Here is a 20,335-nt window from a genome sequence, read left to right on the forward strand (position 1 = left end):
CCACCTCTAATAGATATAGGGTATAATTCGCTTCGTCCTGTCCATGTAAGCGCGATATTCGGGCCCGAAGAATTCCAGCATCAGGCGCTCCTCCTTGCTTACACGCAGGAAGAAAAGCACAGCGAAGCCAAGGACACCCACGAGGCCAGCCACCCAGTTCGACAGCAGAAACAGCTGGCCAACGCCCATGAGCAGGAAACTGGTGTACATCGGATGGCGCACGAGGGCGTAAGGGCCCCCGCAGATCAACTGATGTTTTTCGCGAATTTCCAGCGAGATCGACCAGTTTCGGCCGAGTTCCTTGTGGGTGCGGCGGAACGTCCATAGAGCCAAGGCGAAGATGACGCCGCCAAGACCCACCGACCATGGGCGCCCCGTATAGTCGGCGAAAGCGGGGATTCCCGTTGCAACATACAATCCGGGCAAAATCGCAAGGCCCGCCAACGCAGCGGCCAGACCGATCGTATCGCTCGCCGAGCGACGACTGCTCATCACCCGCACGCGCTTTGCCCGGCGCTCAAAGGGATAACGGATAACGTACCAGGCAATGATGCCTATGACCCAGACGATTTCGCCAATGGAAGCGACAGACATGTTCACGTTGTTTCACTCAAGCTCTTTTGCTGCAGGGTTCGATCACCGAAGCGGCAAGCGTAGGTGAGACTGCCACGCGCCGCCTCGACCTGACAAGGTACCGAAACGTCGACGGCCAGCCGATACCCATAATCAGCAGCCAAGGGTGGTGATGGCAGCCGATGATGGCGCAAGCGGTCCTTGTTGACCGTTCGGAGGGGTGCGCGTGTTCTTTCAGCCTATCCGCCGTTCATCTCGCGTAGTCTCGTGATGAACTGCTGGGGCCTGAGCCAGATGCCTGGTGTCTTGTAGCCCATGGAGCGGGCGATGTCGGCGACGAAAGCGTTGCAGTTGTAGATTGACGCCTGCCAGAAGCGGGCTTCGGACTTGAGCTTTCGGATCTTGGCAACGACGTCGCGATACTCCGCTTCCGTCAACATGACGCGCCAGCTCGCGGACCTGTACTGTTCCTCCAGATCACCGTCACTGGCGCCAGTTTCGGCCGGCACCGGCAAAACGTGACCAATTACATAGGGAGCGGTATCGTTTGTCGCTGGGGCAAGCCCCGCAACTTCTGGATTGACCATTGCTCCAGACTTGCTGAGCCGGCCAAAAATTACGTAGGAGTGACCGTAACTGAGGGCATAACGAGAGCGGAACTCAATGAAATAGCCCTGATCGCGCTGTTGTGACGTTGTGCCCGCGTAGCTTGAGACGAATCGCGGCTGAGGGCCCTTGTCCTGCGATTGACACGCCGTAACCGCGATTGCGGCCAGGACGGCGAACGAAATACGACCTCGTGAACGAGTCATTTCTGCGCGATGTCTCCCAAATTCTGATCAGGCTGCGAAGGTGCGACTGGTGGATTTCGATTCGCGCCGCGAAATGTGGCCAAGCCGGCCACGGTCAGACAGGGCGGGAAGGACTGTGAGGTCCTCCCCGAACTAAGGTCAGTGACTATTTGTAAACGGGCGCTGGTTCTTCAGCCACCGGTGGTGGCGCCTTGCCTTTGCCTTTACCGATTGTCCCGCAAGCGGCGAGGCTGGCCACGGAAAGCAACGCAACTGTCACGATTAGAATTCGGCTCATCAATATTTCCTTTCCTCTGTTGTCGGAATGGTTATTCGAAGGCTACATTCATAGTATTACCGGCAATTCGAGATTCGTCCTAGTGCAGAAATAACACGCTCGTTGGTCGGTTTATCGTTACCGAAGTTTAAATAATCCATCAAAGCGTGCTGGGCCCTACTCCAATGTCAAACTCAGATAGAGTACGGCTTCAAATGATCAATACCGAAGTTCCAATCGGTGTCCGTGCGTATAGGTCGACGATGTCCTCGTTGGTGAGGCGGATGCAGCCGTTGGAAACGGCTTGCCCTATTGTCCAGGGCGCATTCGTACCGTGGAGCCGGAACTTGGTGTCCTGTCCATTGCGATAAAGGTATAGAGCCGACGCCCCTAGCGGGTTGTGAGGGCCGCCTGTAACGCCACCGGCGTATTGCGCCAATTCCGGCTTGCGTCGGATCATGCTTGCCGTCGGTGTCCATGTCGGCCATTCCGCCTTTCGACCGACAACTGCCCGCCCCTTGAGGGTTAGGCCTTCTTCTCCGACGCCGATTCCGTAGCGCATCGCCCATCCACCACTTTCGATCGAGTAGAGGTAGCGTTGCGATGTGTCGACAAGGATCGTTCCGGCCGGCTCGTTGCCGTCATATCGGACGTGCCGTTTTCGGTAGCGACGATCAACGCCCGGGGTGCCGCCGTATAGGGACGGAAAGGAGACGCCTTGCCAAGTTGAACTGCATCCCGCCAACAAGCCAAGGCTGCCGATTAACAGGAGTCTCCGTGTAATGCGGTGATTGTCCATCTTTACCTGCTGAGAAAAATGGTACGCCCCGAATCTTTCTAGCATTACAATATTGCCTGGCCAAGTTCCAATGAATCAAGTGAGGCTTGCAAGCAGATAATCAGATGACGCTTAATATTTTTTCTGCGTCCCAGGGGATGAACGAAAAGGATTGTATATCTGGAACGAGAGGATGGGTGTGATGCATGGATTGGATTAAAATTTGCTGCGATTCTTGTGTGTAGTTGCATCAGCCAGGTTGGAAGATCGGGGCCCGATGTGCGCCCATGAAATGACTTGCGATGTCGTGCACGCTCGACGGGTCGAAACATGTAAATTAGGAATGGCAGCATGAATTTAGGCTTCGCTGGCAAGGTAGCGCTCGTGACTGGCGCGGGTTCGGGAATTGGCGCAGCCGTGTGTCGGCAACTCGCTGCCGAGGGGGCAGAAGTGGTGGCTGCCGACGTCGACGCTGAGGGTGCGCGCAACATCGTTGCGGAGCTTCGCGCGAAGGGGGGCGCAGCCCACGACGTTGCCGTCGATGTTGCTGACGCTGCCGCCGTGGAAAAGCTGGTTGCCTTCGCTGTTAAGACCTGCGGCGGTCTGCATCTGGCGGTCAACAATGCCGGCGTCGATGGGGTCCGCAAGGCGACCGCCGACTATCCAGTTGATGGCTGGCACGCATTGATGAATGTGAACCTGCACGGCGTCTTCTATTGTATGAAGTACGAGATCGCGGCCATGGTCGCTCAGGGCGGGGGTGCCATCGTCAATACCTCTTCCATTCTGGGCGCTGTCGCTCTGCCGGCCGCAGCCGCCTACACGGCCGCCAAGCATGCAGTGGTTGGGCTGACGAAGGCTGCTGCAATCGAATATGCCCGAACGGGAATTCGTATCAATGCCGTGGCGCCTGGTTGGATCGACACGCCGCTCTCGGCGGAAAATGCTGACGTGGCAAAAAACAGGCGCATGATGTCTCTGCAGCCGATGGGTCGTCTCGGTACGCCGGATGAGGTTGCTGCCCTGATCTGTTTCCTGTTGTCCGAGCAGGCGAGTTTCATCACCGGGAGCGTTCATCTCGTTGACGGCGCCTACACCGCTCACTAACGGGCGGCGTATTCACTCTTTAGATCACCTCCCTATGGTTCTAGGCACGTAGATGCGCGCGTCCGGTATCGCGCTGCGGCTTGTTGCGACGCGAAAATAAAAACGTTTTTATTTTCCTTGAAAACGTTTTTATTGGCTGTTACCTCTATGTTCAGGAGAGGTCGAGGCCTGGGAGGGTGCATGGCGACTGAGATGCACAGGGCGCGGCGCACGCCGACGCCGACGATCAAGACCCTGGCCGAGATGACGGGCTATTCCATCGCAACGATCTCGAAGGCCTTGCGCGAATCCCCGGTGGTCGCGCCGGCGACCAGAGACATCATCTACAAGGCAGCCCGTGAGGTCGGCTATCAGGCCAACGCCCGCGGCATGGCGCTTCGCACCGGCAAGAGCTTTCAGGCCGCCGTGCTGATGCCGGTGACTGCGGCACGCGACTATGAATGGGACGGCGTCGAATACACCCAGACCCTCAGCGGCATCAGCCAGGCACTCGATGGCACCGACTACCGCATGTCGGTGCACGTGATCCGCGACGCGGCCGATGGCGCGGACGCGGCGCGCCGCATCGTCGATCAGGGGCTTGCCGATGGCCTGATCTTCTCCGGTATTCTCGCCGATGACCCGCGCATCGATCTGCTCGTCGCTGAGGATTTCCCCTTCGTCTCGATGGGGCGCTGCCGCGGGGATCTCAACTATGCCCATGTCGACATCGACAACGAATGGGCAGCGCATGCGGCGACCGCGCGGCTGATCGCCGGCGGCCACCGGCGGATCGCGCTCGTCAATCCGGAGCGGCGGCTTTCCTACGCGCTCGACAGGATCGACGGTTTCGTCCGGGCGTTTCGCGAGGCCGGCCTGGAAGCCCCGATGGATCTGATTGCCGAAGGCGACCTCTCGACCCATTTCGGCCGGCAGACGGTGATCGATTTCCTGCAGCTCGACGACGCTCCGACCGCCTTCGTCTGCATCAACGAATCCACCACGCTCGGCGTGCTCTCGGGGCTCGGCAGCCTCGGACGCCAGGTCGGCGTCGATGTTGACGTCATCGCCTATGACGACATCAACGTCAGCGCCTATTTCACGCCGCCGATCACGACTTTCTATCAGCCGATCGAGGTGCTCGGTCGCACGCTCGGGCAATTCCTGCTGCGCCGCATGGAGGGGGAGGACCCTGACGCGTTGCGGCAGGTCTTCAGGCCGACACTGATCGCGCGCCAGCCCGATAATCTCGGCGGCCGCCTGATCCAAAGTTAATCATCCAAGGAGGAGAACCATGAAGAAACTGATGATTGCCCTGGCCGTAGCAGCCCTTGCTTCGAGCGTGTCCCATGCCGCCGACCTCGGCGGCAAACTGCTGAAGGTCGGATCCGACACGACCTCGCCGCCGATGGAGAGCATCGATCCGGCAACCGGACAAGTGGTCGGTTTCGATGTCGACGTGGTCAATGCCGTCTGCGCCAAGATCAACTGCCAGGCCGAATTTATCACGACCGGCTGGGATGGCATCTTCGCAGCACTTGACCAGGGCAGCTTCGACCTCGTCGCCTCCGGCGTCTCGATCACTGAGGAACGCAAGAAGGCGATGGATTTTTCCGATCCCTACATCGTCAACAGCCAGGCTGTGCTCATGCGCGCTGACGACCAGGGCATCACGCTCGACGCGTTCAAGAATGCCGGCAGAAAGCTTTCCGCCCAGGCAAACACGACGGACGCCCAAGTCGCCGAAAGCGTCGTCGGCAAGGAGAACGTCGCTGCTTACGACACGTTCAGCGCCGCGATCATCGCGCTCAAGAATAAGGACGTCGACGGCGTCGTCATCAACGGCGCCAATGCCGCTGCCTATGAGCGCGAGTTTGCCGGCGAGCTCGTCGTAGCCATCAAGGACCTCGAATCTGACCCGCTCGGCCTCGTCTTCCGCAAGGGCGATGAGAATGTTGCGGCTTTCAACGAAGGCCTGAAGATGATCAAGGACGACGGCACGCTCGACCAGCTGATCAGCAAGTATTGGGGCCTGAAGTAAGTTCTCAACGCCGATCGGACCCGGAGCATGCTCCGGGTCCTCCGTCTGTCTAATCTATGCCCCCGGAGGAATGAATGTCGTTCCTGAGAAGCGTGCGTCCGAGCAATCTGATCATCCTGACCGCGCTGCCCTTCATCATCTACCTGTTTATTTCCTCCGGCGACTATCAGCGCTCGCTGCGGGCGATCCTCGGTGTCGAAAACGGTTCGTCGGCCTTCGTGCCTGGCTTTCTGGCGCTGGCGATCGCATTTACTTCGGGCATCGCGGTGCTCGTATTCTCGCGCGCCAAGGCGCCGCGTCCGCGCCTCGCCAATGTGGCGGCGCTCCTCAATCTCGCTGCCGCCGCCGTTCTCGTCATCGGCCACAATATCCATCCCTTCATCGCGTCCGTCGTCGCCAATGGCGTCGATCCGTTCAAGTCGACATTGATCGCAAAGGGCGTGACACCACGGCAATTGACCGAGGCTGCGGATCTCATGGTGCAGGGCGTCGAGGCCTGGCTGTTTCCCGCCTATCTGGGGGTCACGCTGATTGGTCTTGGTCTTCATTTCTGGAGCAGACGTCCCGATGCTCCTCCTGACGGAAGGTCGCGCCGCATCGCGCGCTGGATCATCGGCCTCGTCAACGGTGCGGGTCTCGTCTTCATCTTCTTCTTCGCCCATATCGCCTTTGCGGCCGGTGTGGCGACCACCATCCGCGCGGCGATCGCAGCTTATATCCTGGCGGCGCTCATGGGCCTTGTCTGGGTTGGGCTGTTGCAACTGCACTCAACCGTCAGGACCAGCCTCTATTTTGCGATCGCCACCCTGGTGCTGGCGGTTGCGGCCGGCTGGTTCCTCATGCAGCCGCGCGACACCTACGTGCTCGCCGGCACGCTGGACGGCAAGGTCGGCATCATCACCAATACGCCGGCGGGGCTCATCAGCGCCGTGCGTTTCGGTCAGTATGAAGGCGCGCCGCAGACGGAAACGCCGGTCCGCACCTTCGTCGGCCCGACCGAGGCGCTGGCGTCGATCGCCAAGGGCGAAGGCGTTTCCGGGGCCTTGCTGCCGGCTGCCTCCGCTCCGACAGACATGCCGGTCCTGTGGAAGACCGAGGCGCTCAACGACCGCGACCGTGCCGCCGGTGTCACCGTCGCCGTACTTGCCATCATCCTTGGCCTTCTCACTTTCGGCGGCTATCTGCACCAGCGCCATCCTCTGGCGATCGGCTCGGAGTTCATCGTCGATACGATCCGCGGCATTCCGATGCTGGTGATCGTGCTTTATGTCGGCCTGCCCTTGAGCGGGGCGTTGAAGGACGCGACGCAAGGGGTGCTCGACCCGCCAAACCTGATGCGCGGCATCGTCGCGATGGCACTCGCCTATTCGGCCTATCTCGCCGAAATCTTCCGCTCGGGCATCAATGCAATCCCGGTCGGCCAGGTCGAAGCGGCGCGCAGCATCGGCCTCAACCGTTGGCAGACGGCGCGTCTCGTCGTGCTGCCGCAGGCTTTCCGCATCATCATCCCGCCGCTTGGCAACGAACTGATCGCGATCCTCAAGGACACGTCGCTGCTGTCGATCCTGTCGATCCGCGACATCACCCAGCGCATGCGGGAGTTCCAGTCGGCAAGCTTCCTGCCGTTCGCGCCCTATAACTCGGCGGCGATCTTCTACATCTTCCTGACGTTGGCGGCGGCCAGCCTCGTCAACATGATCGAGCGGAAATATGACATCAAGCACCGCTAAATCTCGCACGGTGCTGATATCAGGTACCTCCCGCGGCCTCGGCTCGGAACTCGCGCGGCTTTACGCCGAAGACGGCTGGCGGGTGATCGCCTGCCAGCGGGGACCGGTCGCGAGCGAAGGTTCGGCGGATCGGTTGGTGCTGGACGTTGCCGATCCCGCATCGATCGAGGCTCTCGGTCAGTCGCTGCAAGGCGTCGCGATCGATCTGCTGATCAACAATGCGGCCGTGCGCGGCGATACCGGCGGCCTCGCGACGCTTGAACCGGGCGATTTTCTCGACGTTATGCGCGTCAATGCGCTGGCTCCGCTGCTGGTGACGCGGGCGCTCCTTGCGAACCTGCGCGCCGGCGAACATCGCGTCGTCGCCAATATCAGCAGCCGCGCCGGCTCCCTTGCCGAAGGCACGCTCGATGATGATGACGGCGACTATGCCTATCGCTGCTCCAAGGCGGCCCTGAACATGGCGACGGTCAAGCTGGCGCAGGATCTGAAGGGCGACGGGATTTCCGTCGTCTCGCTGCATCCTGGTTGGGTGCAGACGGATATGGGCGGCAGCGAAGCCGTCGTTTCGGTGGCGACAAGTGCTGCCGGGCTGAAGGCGATCATCGACAGCACAGGTTTGGCCGATAGCGGCAGTTTCCGCGCCTATGACGGGCGCCGGGTTTCGTGGTGACAGGACAGTGAAATGGCAGACAGAGATTTGAGAACCGAGCAGGAACTGGCAACGATCCGGATCTGGCTCATTGAGACCTACGGCATCGAGGCAAGCCTCTCGCCGCTGCCGGGCGAGCACGATCTCAACTATCGTGTCTCTGCTAACGATGGTCAGGAGTATCTGTTGAAGCTGCACGCTGCCGGCGATGCGGACGAACTCGAGATGCAGATTGCGGTGCTCGAACACATCGCCGCCAAGGATTCGGGGCTGCCGATCTCACGGACGTTTCGCGATCGCTCGGGTGGCGTCACCAGCAAGATCGAACTTCGAGGCCCGCGCACCGCACGGCTGCTCGCCTGGCTGCCCGGCGATATCTGGGCGAAGGCGCCGCTTCGCGACATGGCGAGCGCCGAAAGCCTCGGGCGCCTGCTCGCCGGTCTTGACCGCGGCCTCGAAGATTTCTCCCATGCGGGCGCCAATCGGCTCTATGCCTGGGACATCGGCCGCGCCGACATGCACGCTTGCCATGTGGAACTGATCGACGGCGCCGACAAGCGGGGAGCGGTTCAGGCGATCCTCGAGCACTTTTCTTCGACGGTCCTTCCGCGTCTTGCCTCCTGCCCGAAGCAGGTCATTCACAACGACGCCAACGACTACAACGTGCTGCTCGACAAGGATGGCGTTGTCAGCGGCTTGCTCGACTTCGGTGATATGGTCGAGACCTGGCGCGTGATCGAGATCGCCGTCGCCTCTGCCTATGCGCTGATCGGGTCTCCCGATCCGGTCGGCACGGTTGCAGCCCTTGCCGGCGCCTACCATCAGGTCAATCTGCTAAGCGAGGCGGAAGTCGACCTGGTCTTCGATCTGGTCAAGACCCGCTACGCCGTCAGCATGTGCATGGCGGCAAAGCAGATCCGCGACAATCCTGAGAATACCTATCTGCTCGTCAGCCAGGAGGATGTCTGGCGCGAACTCAATCGCCTGCAGGGCGAAAACCGCGCAATCGCCATCGCGCGCATCCGGGATGCCTGCGGCTTTGCGCCGATCCCGCATGCCGCTGCCGTGGTTCGCTGGCTCGAAAAGAACGCGCATGACTTCGCGCCGATCGTTCGGCCCTCGGTCAAAAAACCGAAGGTGACGGTGTTCGATTTCTCCGCCGCCGGCCCGGAGGCCGCGCGATGGTCAAGCCTCGATGCGGCGGAAGCTGAAGCCCGCATCATGGCCCAGATCGGCAGCGAAGGCGCCGCCTTCGGCATCGGCCTCTACGGCGAGGATCGCGGGATCTACCAGGGCGACGCCTATGAGACCGCGATCGAAGGCGCGCGGCGCTCGGTGCATCTCGGCGTCGACATCTTCGCGCCGGCGGGCGAGCCGGTCTCGGCACCCTTCGCCGGCAAGGTCGCCTACATACACGACGACGCGGTTGCCTTTGGTTTCGGTCCGACCGTACTTCTCGAGCACGAGGTCGAAGGCGGTCTGCGCTTCTGGACGCTCTACGGTCATCTTTCGCGCAACAGCGTTGCCAAGCTCGCCAAGGGGCAGGCGATCGCCAAGGGCGAGGTTTTTGCCGCCTTCGGTTCCGCTGACGAAAACGGCAACTGGGCGCCGCATCTGCATTTCCAGATCGTCACCGATCATCTCGGTCTCGCCGGACAGATGCATGGCGTCGGCGTGCGCGATCAATGGCAGGTCTGGCGCGAAGTGAGCCCGGACCCGAGCGTCGTGCTTGGCCTTTCGGTGCCGGTCTCTGTGATCGTCCCGCGCGACAAGGCCTTTCTTGTGCGTGAACGCCATCGTCGCATTGGTCGGTCGCTGAGCATCGCCTATAGCGCGACACCCTTGAAGATCGTCGGTGGCGAAGGCGCGTATCTGATCGACGAGGACGGCACGCGCTGGCTCGACATGGTCAACAATGTCTGCCACGTCGGCCATTGCCACCCGCGCGTCGTCAAGGCCGCACAGGCGCAGATGCAGCGGCTGAACACCAATTCGCGCTACCTGCACGATTCGCTGGTCGAATATTCCCGCAGGCTCGCCGCTCAGTTTCCGGATCCGCTCAACGTCTGCTTCTTCGTCAATTCCGGCAGCGAGGCGAACGACCTCGCGATCCGGCTGGCGCGCGCCTATACCGGCAATCGCGACATCATCACCGTCGACCACGCCTATCACGGCCACCTGTCGAGCCTGATCGACGTCAGCCCCTACAAGTTCGCCGGCAAGGGCGGGGAAGGGCAGGCGTTGCATGTGAAGGTCGCCGAGATGCCGGACCTTTATCGCGGGCGCTATCGCTATGGTGACGCGGATGCGGGCCGGAAATATGCCGAGGATGTGCGCAGCCAGGTTGCGGTTCTTGCTGCCGATGGTCGCCGCCCGGCGCTTTTCTTCAGCGAAGGCATTCTTGGGACCGGTGGGCAATTGTCGCTTCCGGAAAGGTATCTGCGCGAAGCCTATGCGCATGTGCGCGCCGCCGGCGGCCTCTGCCTCGCCGACGAGGTGCAGGTGGGCTTCGGCCGCGTGGGCAGCCACATGTGGGCGCATGAACTCCAGGGCGTCGTGCCTGACATCGTCACCATGGGCAAGCCGATAGGCAACGGCCACCCGATGGCGGCCGTCGTCACGACCGAAGCGATCGCGGCCTCCTTTGCCAACGGCATGGAGTATTTCAACACCTTCGGCGGCAATCCGGTCTCGGCCGAGATCGGCCTTGCCGTGCTCGATGTCATCCGCGACGAGCGGCTAATGAACCATTGCCGCGTCGTCGGTGACAGGCTGATGGACGGGGCGCGGACGCTCGCCGGCAAACACGCGATCATCGGTGATGTCAGAGGCCACGGCCTCTTCAACGGCATCGAACTGGTGCGCGACCGCGAGACGCTGGAGCCGGCAGCGCCCGAGCTTGATTTCGTCATTGCCGAGATGAAGCGCAAGCACCGCATTCTCTTGAGCAGCGAGGGACCGCACCACAACGTGCTGAAGGTGAAGCCGCCGGCGCCCTTCAGCGCCGAGGATTGCGACCGCTTCCTCGATGCGCTGGACGATACGCTTCAGCGTCTAAGCGTCTGAGACAAAAGACCAAAAACGGCCGCCTCCGGGCGGCCGTTGTGTCATTGCTCTCTGCTCTCAACAGCAAAATCGGATCGATGCGATTTTCCGCTTTACAAGAAAGTTAAACGTTTTTATCGTGCATATAAACGTTTAACTTGGTGCTGCAACTCGGCCGTTGGCCGCAGCAGTGCTCCGCCGGCAGGGAGGGCCCGTTGGCAGCGATCCGCATCGACAATTTGCGCAAAGGCTTTGGTTCGCTCGAAGTCTTGAAGGGTATCAACCTCGATATCGCCGACGGCGAGTTCGTCTGCTTCCTCGGTCCGTCCGGCTGCGGCAAGAGCACGCTGCTGCGCTCGATCGCCGGCCTCGAGGATCTCGACGGCGGCTCGATCCATCTCGGCGATCGCGATATCACCGACGTCGCTTCGGCCAAGCGCGACATCGCCATGGTCTTCCAGAACTACGCGCTTTATCCGCACATGAACGTGCGCAAGAACCTGTCCTTCGGTCTGGCGCTGAACGGCATGAAACGCGACGAGATCGACCGCCGCGTCGAGAGCGCTGCCGACATCCTGCGCATCAAGGAACTGCTGGCCCGCAAGCCGCGCCAGCTTTCCGGCGGCCAGCGCCAGCGCGTGGCGATCGGCCGCGCGATCGTGCGTGAGCCAAAGCTCTTCCTGCTCGACGAGCCGCTGTCGAACCTCGACGCGGGCCTGCGCGTCACCATGCGCGTCGAACTTGCGGCGCTGCATGAACGTCTCGGCGTGACGATGATCTATGTGACCCACGACCAGGTGGAAGCGATGACGCTGTCCGATCGTGTCGTTGTGCTCGACAAGGGCAAGGTCAGCCAGTTCGGTACGCCGCTCGAACTCTTCTATCAGCCGGCCAACCTGTTCGTCGCCGGCTTCATCGGCTCGCCGCGCATGAACTTCGTGACCACCGAAGTGACGTCGCAGGTCGATACGGCGGTGACGCTCAACGGCGGTGGTCTCGCCCATCCGCTCACGCTTGAAATGCTCTCGGCCGCACCGGTCGCCAAGCCCAAGTCGGTGACGCTCGGCATTCGCCCGGACAAGATCGAGCTGGTTTCGGCCGAGGAGGGTCACCTCGTCGGCGACGTGCGCCTCGTCGAGCGGCTCGGCACGGAAAGCCACGTCCATATCAGCCTTCAGAATGGTGGCGACATGACCGCGGTCGTGCGCGGCACGCATCCGGTTTCCGCCCGCGAGCGCGTGCATCTGCGTCTGCCGGCCGAGCATTGCCATCTGTTCGACGGCGATGGCCAGGCGGTTGCCCGACGTCTCGATGGCGAGACGCAGGCGCTCATCAATCAGGAAAAGGCAAAGCGGGTCGCGTAACCCGAAGGAGGAGGAGAAACATGCTCAACAGGAAGTCGATCATCGGCTCGCTGATGGTTCTGGCGATCGCCGGAACCGCCACGGCTCGCGCAGAAGAGACCTTGCGTTTTGCGACCTGGGATACGGACGAAAGCCTGGCGATCCAGCAGGAAATCGCCAAGAAGTTCGAGGAAAAGCATCCAGGCGTGAAGGTTCAGGTCGAACCTTATGCCGACGGTTACGATCAGAAGCTGATCGCCGCCTTCGGCGCCGGCAACCCGCCTGACGTCATGTATATGTGGAACTTTCCGCAATATTACACGTCGCTGAAGCCGCTCGACGATCTGATCGCCAAGGATGCGGCCGAGATCAAGCCGGACGATTTCCCGAAGGGCCTGATGAACACGGTTCGTGTCGAGGGCAAGACCTACGGCATGCCGTCGGGCTTCACCACCCAGGTGGTGTTCTACAACAAGGACATGTTCGCCAGGGCCGGCGTCGAGGAACCGAAGGACGGCTGGACCTGGGACGACCTGCGCGCCAAGGCTGCCAAGTTCCGCGACGAGCCAAACAAGGTCTATGGCTTTGCCGTCGACGCCAAGCCCGACCCTTATGATTTCGAGCAGTTCCTCTGGTCGAACGGCACCAAGTACATTTCCGACGATGGCAAAAAGATCGACGGCTACATGAACAGCGACGCCGCCGCCCAGGTCCTCGACATGTTCGGCGACATGGCCAAGAAGCAGGAAGCGATCACGCTGAACCTCGGCGACGACACGTCGGGCAGCACGCTGTTCAAGGGCGGCAAGATCGCGATGTTCCAGAGTGCCATGTGGTCGAAGTCGGGCATCGATGCATCCGGCATCAAGTATGGCGTAGCACCACTGCCGAAGTTCGGCGACAAGACCGCCCACTCGGCGCTCGGCGTTTCGGCGATCTCGATCGCCAAGGATGCGGCCCATCCGGACCTCGCCTGGGAATTCGTCAAGTTCTTCTCCTCGCCGGAAGCGGTTGCCATGCGCATCAACGACCTGCCGGTGCGCACCAGCGTTGCGGAAGAAAAGGGCATGACCAAGGACCCGATCTACAAGCCGTTCTTCGACATTCTCGCGACCTCCAACACCGAAACCCATGCGTTCCTGAAGAACGCCAACTGGGGCAAGGTTCAGGACAATCTCGCTCGCGCCATCGAGGCGACGATGATCGACCAGGGCAATGCCAAGCAGCATCTCGACGAGGCGGTTGCCCGCTCGAAGCGGCTGATCAAGTAAGACAAGGGAGCCCGGGGAGATGGACATGACCTATGCAACAGCCGCAGTGCCGGCCGCGGCCAAGCGCAAGCGCTCGGCCTTCGCCCGCCATATCGCGGCCTATCTGTTCATTTCCCCGTGGATCCTCGGGTTTCTGTTCTTCACGCTTGGCCCGCTCGTCTTCTCGTTGACAATGAGCTTCTACGACTGGCCCGTCGTCGGTGAACGCACGTTCGTCGGGCTCGAAAACTATTGTTCCATGCTGTTCGAGGATCCGCAGTTCTGGGAAAGCCTCTGGATTACGGTCAAGTTTGCGGCAATCTATGTGCCGTTCAACATCGTCATGTCGTTCCTGCTGGCGCTGATGTTGCATAACATCACCTTCGCCAGCGGCTTCTTCCGCACCGCCTTCTACCTGCCGAGCGTCATTTCCGGCGTCGCGCTGGTGACGATCTGGAGCTGGATCTACAGCCGGGAATACGGGCTCTTGAACTTCATGCTCTCCTTCGTCGGCATCGACGGGCCGAACTGGCTCGGCGATCCGAACCTGGCGATCGTCGCCATCATCATCGCCAGCCTCTGGGGGCTCGGCGGCACGATGCTGATCCTCTTGACGGGCCTGAAAGCCATCCCGAAGGAGCTCTACGAGGCCGCAACCGTTTCGGGCGTTCCCGGCTGGGCGCAGATGGTCTTCATCACCCTGCCGATGCTCGGGCCGATGCTGCTCTTCACCTTCATCACCTCGATCATCTCGGCCTTCCAGCAGCTGACGATCGCGCTGCTTCTGACCAAGGGCGGACCGCTCGGCTCCACCTATTTCTTCGCCATGTACATCTACGACAACGCCTTCAAGTATTTCGACATGGGCTATGCCGCCGCCGGCTCCTGGGTGATGTTCATCATCGTGCTCCTGCTCAGCCTCGGCGTCATGCGCTGGTCGGCTGCCTGGGTCTATTACGAAGGCGAAGTTCGCCAGAACGATGGAGAGCACAATGCGTAAGACGCTGCTCTATTCCGCGCTCATCCTGCTCTCGGCGCTGTTCATCGCGCCGTTCTACTGGACCTTCATGACGGCGATCAAAAGCTCCGCCGAGCTCTACCAGTTCCCGCCAGTCTTCTGGCCGTCGGAATGGCACTGGGAGAACTTTGCCGCCGCCTGGAACAAGCAGCCCTTCGGCACCTACCTCACCAATTCGGTGATCGTCGTCGTGCTGTCGACGATCGGCCAGCTGATCTCGTCGTCGCTGGTTGCCTATGGCTTTGCCCGCTTCCGCTTCCCCGGCCGCGACCCGCTGTTCATCCTGCTGCTCGCCACCATGATGATCCCGTGGGACGTGAAGATGATCCCGCTCTACATGGAGTTCAACCTGCTCGGCTGGATCAACACGCTGAAGCCCTTGATCGTGCCCGCCTATTTCGCCGATGCTTTCTTCGTCTTCCTTTTGCGCCAGTACATCATGACTGTGCCCATGGAGATCGACGAAGCCGCCCGCATGGATGGCGCCAACGCTTTTGACATCTACTGGCGCATCCATCTGCCGCTAATGATGCCGGCGCTGGTGCTGGTCGGCACCTTCCACTTCATGAATGCCTGGAACGACTATCTCGGCCCGTTGATCTTCCTCAACGACCAGTCGAAATACACCCTCACGCTCGGCCTCTCCATGTTCAAGGGCCTGCACGAAGTGGACGTGACCTCGATCGCGGCGATCACCGTCATCCTCTGCCTGCCGCCGCTCGCTCTCTTCTTCGTCGCCCAGCGCTATATCATGGATGGCGCGGTCGGCTCGTCGGTGAAGGGATAACGGCATGCTGTTCGATATCGATACCGTGCCCTTCAGCCGCAGGGGCCGTTTCCTGACGCTCTCGATGATGCGCGTGCCGGGCCGCGACGGCGAACGTGCGCTTTATCTTCGGCACGTCGCCGGTGGCGACGAGCGGCCGTCTCTCGGCCGTCTCTGCCGTGTGGAATTTCTTGATGCGGAAGGCAGGGCCGTGACCCCGGTGCTCGTGCTTTCACCCGAACGACTCGACGCACGCGTCGGTGACGGCGAAGTCACCTTCGTCATCGGCGAAGGGGAGCGGCTGCACATATCCGGCAGACAAGCCGGCGTGCGCTTTCATCTCGAAGGCTCGCGTTACGATTATGTCTACCGCACGCCGAACGGAGAGGATTGCCTCGTCGCCGCGGTCGAAAACGTCAAGTTCATCCCGCGGGCGATCACCGGCGACCTGAAGGTCACCGGCGCCTGGCATCGCGACCATTCCGAAGACGTGTCCTTCGCCTTTTCGGGCGCGGATGCCTTCGAGGGCAATGTCGACTTCTTCCGCACCGTGCCGCCGGCTGATCGGCCCGGTCGGTTCGCCGAGGCGCTTTCGGATGCGACGGCAGAATTCTCTGTGTGGCACGCGCGCGTTCCCGGAGGTGTTGACGGCCAGGGCGAGGCGCATCGGCTGGCAAGCTATCTGCTCTGGGCGAACGGCGTGCCGGCCGGTGGCGCGTTGACGCGGCCGGCGATCTTCATGTCCAAGAACCACATGATCAACATCTGGAGCTGGGACAACGTCTTTTCGGCGCTGGGCGTTGCGGCCTTCGATCAGGATCTCGCCTTCGATCAGTTCGCCGCAATCTTCGACCACCAGGACGCCTCCGGCCTGCTGCCGGATTACATCAACGACCGCGACGTGCTCTTTGCCTTCACCAAGCCGCCGGTGCACGGTTGGGCGGTGTCGCTGATCGCAGCTGCCAATCCGGGCTTCCTGACAGCGGAGCGCAAGTCCTACCTGCGCGACGCCATCGGCCGACAGGTCGATTACTGGCTGACCCATGGACGCAAGGATGCCACGAGCCTGCCGTCCTATTTCCACGGCAACGACAGCGGCTGGGACAACGCCACCTTCTTTGCCGAAGGCGGCCCGGTGATCTCGCCGGATCTGCCGGTTTTCCTGATCCTTGCCTGCGAGGCATTGGCCGAGCTTCTTGAAGACGATCGAGAACGCCGGGCGATGTGGCGGCAGAAGGCAGACGAGCTGCAGGCGCTGCTGTTCGAGCGCCTCTGGACCGGCGAGACCTTTGGCGCCCGGCTCGCTGCGGATCCGGAGCGGATCTTGCCGGGCGAAAACCTCATCCAGTTCATGCCGCTGCTGCTCGGTTCGCGGCTGACGCCCGACATGCGCGAGAAGCTGGTCGCGCGGCTCGTCGCCGGCGGTTTCATCACCGAATGGGGCCCGGCGACGGAAAGCCCGAAGAGTTCCTTCTACGAAGACGACGGTTACTGGCGCGGGCCGATTTGGGCGCCGACCACACTGCTTCTCTGGGATGGACTGCGCCGGCAAGGGAAGATTGAGCTCGCGCGCGAAGTCGCGGAAAAGTTCTGTTCACTTGCGAGCAAAAGCGGTATGGCCGAAAACTTCGACGCGCGCTCGGGGAGGGGCCTTCGCGATCGCGCATTCGCCTGGACATCCGCAGTCTATCTTGTGCTGGCAGCATCGCTCAGCGCTGACAACCCGTGACGAGCAGAACCGCCATGCAGAGACCGACGATCAAGACCATTGCGCAGGAGACGGGGCTTTCCATCGCCACCGTTTCCAAGGCCCTGAAGCATTCGCCTCAGGTTCGTCCGGAGACGCGCGCGATCGTGATCGAAGCGGCGGAACGCGTCGGCTACGAACTGAACATGCATGGCGTGCAGTTACGCACCGGCAAGACCTATCAGGTCGCAGCCATCATGACCGCGCCGGGTCCGAAGCAGAACGAATGGGAAGGCGTCGAATACGCCCAGCTCCTGAGCGGCATTTCCTGGGCGCTGGAAGACAGTCCCTATCGCGTCTCGCTCTATGCGGTCCGCAATTTCGAGGAGAGCCAGGCGGTCATCAAGCAGATCGTTTCGCTGAAGAAGGCCGACGGCATCATCATCTCGGGCACCCGCGCCGACGATCCCCGCATCCGCACGATGCAGGCGGCCGATTTCCCCTTCGTCACCTATGGCACCAGCATTCACAATGCGCCGCATGCCTATGTCGATGCCGACAACGAGCAGATGATCCGGGTGTCGATGGCGCGGCTCACCGAGCGCGGTCATCGCCGCATCGCGCTGCTCAACCCGCTCTCGGACTTAAGCTACGGCATCACCCGGCACGAAGCCTACAGGCATGCGCTTGATGTCGCGGGGCTTCCCTATGATCCGGCGCTCGTCGCCCATGGCCGTCTGACGCCGGCTTTCGGCCGCGAGAACGTGCTGACCATGTCGGAGCTCGGCAACCCGCCGACCGCCTATATCTGCGCCAATGAAGCCTCCGCGCTCGGCGCCTTCTCGGGCTTCCACGAGCGCGGGCTGGTGCATGGCCGCGATGCGGTGATCAACGCCACCGACGATCTCAACGTCAGCCAGTATTTCGCGCCGCCGATCACCACCTATTACCTGCCGATCAGCGAGCCGAGCAGCCTGCTCGGCGCCTATATCCTCAGGCGCATGGAGGGTGAGCCGCCGGAAGCGCTGCAGACGCTGCTCATGCCGAACCTGATCGAGCGATGCGACGACCGCTTGAACCCGAACCGTTGACGAATTTCACGCCCACTCAGGGCGCCCATTCATGCCCTTGAATATAAACGTTTATATTCAAGGGCGCACAGACAAAACCCGAGGTCGGACCCAACCGGCCGTAATACATGACGAAGGACCGGACCCGTGCACATGCCCCTGACGAGATCGAACCGCTTCAACGCCAAGGAACAGCAGACGGACATGCTGGAACTCGGCGTCTGCTACTATCCGGAGCAGTGGCCGCGCGAAAAATGGGAAGAGGATGCCCGCCGCATGGTCGAGCTCGGCCTTGCCTGGGTGCGCATCGGCGAATTCGCCTGGGCGAAGATCGAGCCCCGCTCGGGCGAATTCCACTGGGAGTGGCTGGACGACGCGATCGAGGTGCTCGGCAAGGCCGGTCTTAAGGTCATTCTGGGAACACCGACCGCCGCACCTCCGAAGTGGCTGATCGACCGCTACCCGGACATCCTGCCCGTCGACGTCAAGGGTGTGGTGCGCAAGTTCGGCGCCCGCCGTCACTACTGCTTCTCCAGCCGCCGCTACCGCATCGAGGCGGCGCGGATTTCCGAAGCCATGGCCGAGCGCTACGGCAAAAACGCCTTCGTCCATGCCTGGCAAACCGATAACGAGTACGGCGACCACGACACGATCTACAGCTATTCCGACGAGGCGCTGCGCGCCTTCCGCGAATGGCTTGAGGCCCGCTATGGCACGGTCGAGGAGCTGAACCGCGCCTGGGGTACGGCCTTCTGGGCGATGAACTATCTGAGCTTCGACGAGGTCGAGCTTCCGAACAACCTCGTCGAAGAGCCGAGCCCGACCCATATCGTCGACTACATCCGCTTCTCCTCAGACCAGGTGAAGAGCTTCAACAAGGCGCAGGTCGACATCATCCGCAAGCACTCGCCGGGCCGTCCGGTGACGCACAACTTCATGTCGCAGAACACCGACTTCGACCATTACAAGGTCGGCGAGGACATCGATATCGCGTCGTGGGACGTCTATCCGATGGGTGGCCTGCTCAATGGCCGTCTGTCCTCGGAAGACAAGGGCCGGTATCTGCGCGTCGGCGATCCCGACCAGCCGGCCTTCAACCACGATCTCTACCGGGCCGTCGGCAACGGTCGTGTCTGGGTGATGGAGCAGCAGCCGGGCCCGGTAAACTGGGCCTCGCACAATCAGTCGCCGGCCGACGGCATGGTCCGGCTCTGGACCTGGCTCGCTTACGCTCACGGCGTCGACATGGTCTCCTATTTCCGCTGGCGCCAGGTGCCGTTTGCGCAGGAGCAGTTCCATGCCGGCCTGCTGCTTCCGAACAGCGAGGCTGACCAGGGCTATCTCGAAGTCGCGCAGGTGGCCGATGAGATGAAGCGTTTGCCGAAGGGCGAGCGCCGCGAGAAGGCGAAAGTCGCGATCCTGCTCGACTACAATTCGCGCTGGGCGACCAGGGCGCTGCCGCAGGGCCGCACCTATCTGGCTTCGCAGATCGCGCTCGACTGGTATTCGACCGTCGCCCGCCTCGGCGTCGATGTCGACATCATCGGCCAGCACTCGGACCTCGAAGGCTACCAGCTGGTGCTGGCACCCGACCTCGTGATCCCCGAACAGGCCTTCGTTCAAAAGCTTGCGGCGTCGGGTGCCAAGGTGCTTTTCGGACCGCGCAGCGGCAGCAAGACCGAGGACATGCATATTCCGGAGGGCCTGCCGCCGGGTCCGCTCGCCGCGCTGATCGACGTCAGCGTCGCGCGTGTCGAGTCGCTGCCGGAATTCCACGGCGAGAGTGTACTTTACGGCAACGAGACCTATCCGGCCGGCGTCTGGCGCGAGACGGTTCGCACCAACGAAACCGTGCTTGCGACCTTCGAGGGTGACTACCGCAACGGCGCCCCGGCGCTCGTCGGCAACGACAAGGCACGCTACATGGCAACGGGTGCACGCGGCGAGCTCTTGGACAAGGTGATTGGCGATGCGCTCGGCTGGGCTTCGGTTGAGGCGCTCGCCGATCTTGGCGATCTGCGCATCACCCGCCGCGGCAAGCTCACCTTTGCCTTCAACTACGGCAAGACGGCGGTGGACGTGCCGGCGTCTGCGGGCGCAACCTTCCATGTCGGCGGCCGCAAGCTCGGCCCGGTCGACGTCGCGATCTGGACGGAGTGATCGGAAGGCGGGTTATCGCCCGCCGACCGACCGGTAGCACCTAAAAGCAAAGAGCCCGGCTTTGGAAA

The 20,335-nt window shown here is 61.8% G+C and carries 17 protein-coding genes; 13 read left to right on the forward strand and 4 right to left on the reverse strand.

What is annotated here, in order from left to right:
* Positions 1-6: 6 nt before the first annotated feature.
* From ASD01_RS26475 to ASD01_RS26485, 4 genes are all read right to left on the reverse strand, one after another.
* Positions 7-594 (reverse strand): protein-S-isoprenylcysteine O-methyltransferase, encoded by a 588-nt coding sequence (locus tag ASD01_RS26475; RefSeq protein ID WP_034805804.1) that lies wholly within the window; start codon positions 592-594, stop codon positions 7-9.
* Between the two features lie 218 nt (positions 595-812).
* Positions 813-1,385 (reverse strand): hypothetical protein, encoded by a 573-nt coding sequence (locus tag ASD01_RS26480; protein ID WP_060581005.1) that lies wholly within the window; start codon positions 1,383-1,385, stop codon positions 813-815.
* A gap of 145 nt (positions 1,386-1,530) precedes the next feature.
* Entirely contained in the window at positions 1,531-1,662 is a 132-nt protein-coding gene (locus ASD01_RS36995) for an ABC transporter (protein ID WP_077963089.1), read from the reverse strand.
* Positions 1,663-1,852: 190 nt separating this feature from the next.
* On the reverse strand, positions 1,853-2,440 hold the full coding sequence (locus ASD01_RS26485) for a L,D-transpeptidase (protein ID WP_060530487.1): 588 nt from the start codon (positions 2,438-2,440) through the stop codon (positions 1,853-1,855).
* Positions 2,441-2,770: 330 nt separating this feature from the next.
* On the opposite strand from ASD01_RS26485, the gene ASD01_RS26490 reads away from it, so the two are divergent.
* The 13 genes from ASD01_RS26490 (at position 2,771) to ASD01_RS26550 (ending at position 20,267) form a co-directional block, all read left to right on the forward strand.
* Positions 2,771-3,526, forward strand: coding sequence for an SDR family NAD(P)-dependent oxidoreductase (locus ASD01_RS26490; protein ID WP_034805810.1), 756 nt, complete (start codon positions 2,771-2,773; stop codon positions 3,524-3,526).
* Between the two features lie 180 nt (positions 3,527-3,706).
* Positions 3,707-4,780, forward strand: coding sequence for a LacI family DNA-binding transcriptional regulator (locus ASD01_RS26495; protein ID WP_034805813.1), 1,074 nt, complete (start codon positions 3,707-3,709; stop codon positions 4,778-4,780).
* A 19-nt stretch (positions 4,781-4,799) separates the two neighbouring features.
* On the forward strand, positions 4,800-5,546 hold the full coding sequence (locus tag ASD01_RS26500; RefSeq protein ID WP_034805816.1) for a transporter substrate-binding domain-containing protein: 747 nt from the start codon (positions 4,800-4,802) through the stop codon (positions 5,544-5,546).
* A gap of 74 nt (positions 5,547-5,620) precedes the next feature.
* Complete coding sequence (locus tag ASD01_RS26505; protein WP_060644691.1) at positions 5,621-7,276, forward strand: amino acid ABC transporter permease; 1,656 nt, start codon at positions 5,621-5,623, stop codon at positions 7,274-7,276.
* 10 nt (positions 7,277-7,286) lie between these two features.
* Positions 7,287-7,949, forward strand: coding sequence for an SDR family oxidoreductase (locus tag ASD01_RS26510; RefSeq protein ID WP_060644693.1), 663 nt, complete (start codon positions 7,287-7,289; stop codon positions 7,947-7,949).
* Positions 7,950-7,961: 12 nt separating this feature from the next.
* Complete coding sequence (locus ASD01_RS26515; protein ID WP_060644695.1) at positions 7,962-10,994, forward strand: aminotransferase class III-fold pyridoxal phosphate-dependent enzyme; 3,033 nt, start codon at positions 7,962-7,964, stop codon at positions 10,992-10,994.
* Between the two features lie 194 nt (positions 10,995-11,188).
* Positions 11,189-12,337, forward strand: a complete 1,149-nt coding sequence (locus ASD01_RS26520; RefSeq protein ID WP_060522036.1) for an ABC transporter ATP-binding protein — start codon at positions 11,189-11,191, stop codon at positions 12,335-12,337.
* A 20-nt stretch (positions 12,338-12,357) separates the two neighbouring features.
* Entirely contained in the window at positions 12,358-13,587 is a 1,230-nt protein-coding gene (locus ASD01_RS26525; protein ID WP_060581002.1) for an ABC transporter substrate-binding protein, read from the forward strand.
* Positions 13,588-13,612: 25 nt separating this feature from the next.
* Positions 13,613-14,566 carry a carbohydrate ABC transporter permease gene (locus ASD01_RS26530; RefSeq protein WP_244495308.1) on the forward strand — a complete coding sequence of 318 codons (954 nt, stop codon included), beginning with the start codon at positions 13,613-13,615 and terminating at the stop codon, positions 14,564-14,566.
* Positions 14,559-15,371: a carbohydrate ABC transporter permease gene (locus tag ASD01_RS26535; RefSeq protein ID WP_034805833.1), complete on the forward strand. Its 813-nt coding sequence runs from the start codon at positions 14,559-14,561 to the stop codon at positions 15,369-15,371. Before ASD01_RS26530 ends, ASD01_RS26535 begins: the two co-directional genes overlap by 8 nt.
* A 4-nt stretch (positions 15,372-15,375) precedes the next feature.
* Positions 15,376-17,079, forward strand: coding sequence for an amylo-alpha-1,6-glucosidase (locus ASD01_RS26540; RefSeq protein ID WP_060644698.1), 1,704 nt, complete (start codon positions 15,376-15,378; stop codon positions 17,077-17,079).
* A gap of 14 nt (positions 17,080-17,093) precedes the next feature.
* Positions 17,094-18,128, forward strand: a complete 1,035-nt coding sequence (locus tag ASD01_RS26545) for a LacI family DNA-binding transcriptional regulator (RefSeq protein WP_034805837.1) — start codon at positions 17,094-17,096, stop codon at positions 18,126-18,128.
* 126 nt (positions 18,129-18,254) lie between these two features.
* Positions 18,255-20,267, forward strand: a complete 2,013-nt coding sequence (locus tag ASD01_RS26550; RefSeq protein ID WP_060644700.1) for a beta-galactosidase — start codon at positions 18,255-18,257, stop codon at positions 20,265-20,267.
* The last annotated feature ends 68 nt before the right edge of the window (positions 20,268-20,335 follow it).

This window comes from Ensifer sp. Root423 (assembly GCF_001426275.1).
Taxonomy (GTDB): Bacteria; Pseudomonadota; Alphaproteobacteria; order Rhizobiales; family Rhizobiaceae; genus Ensifer; species Ensifer adhaerens.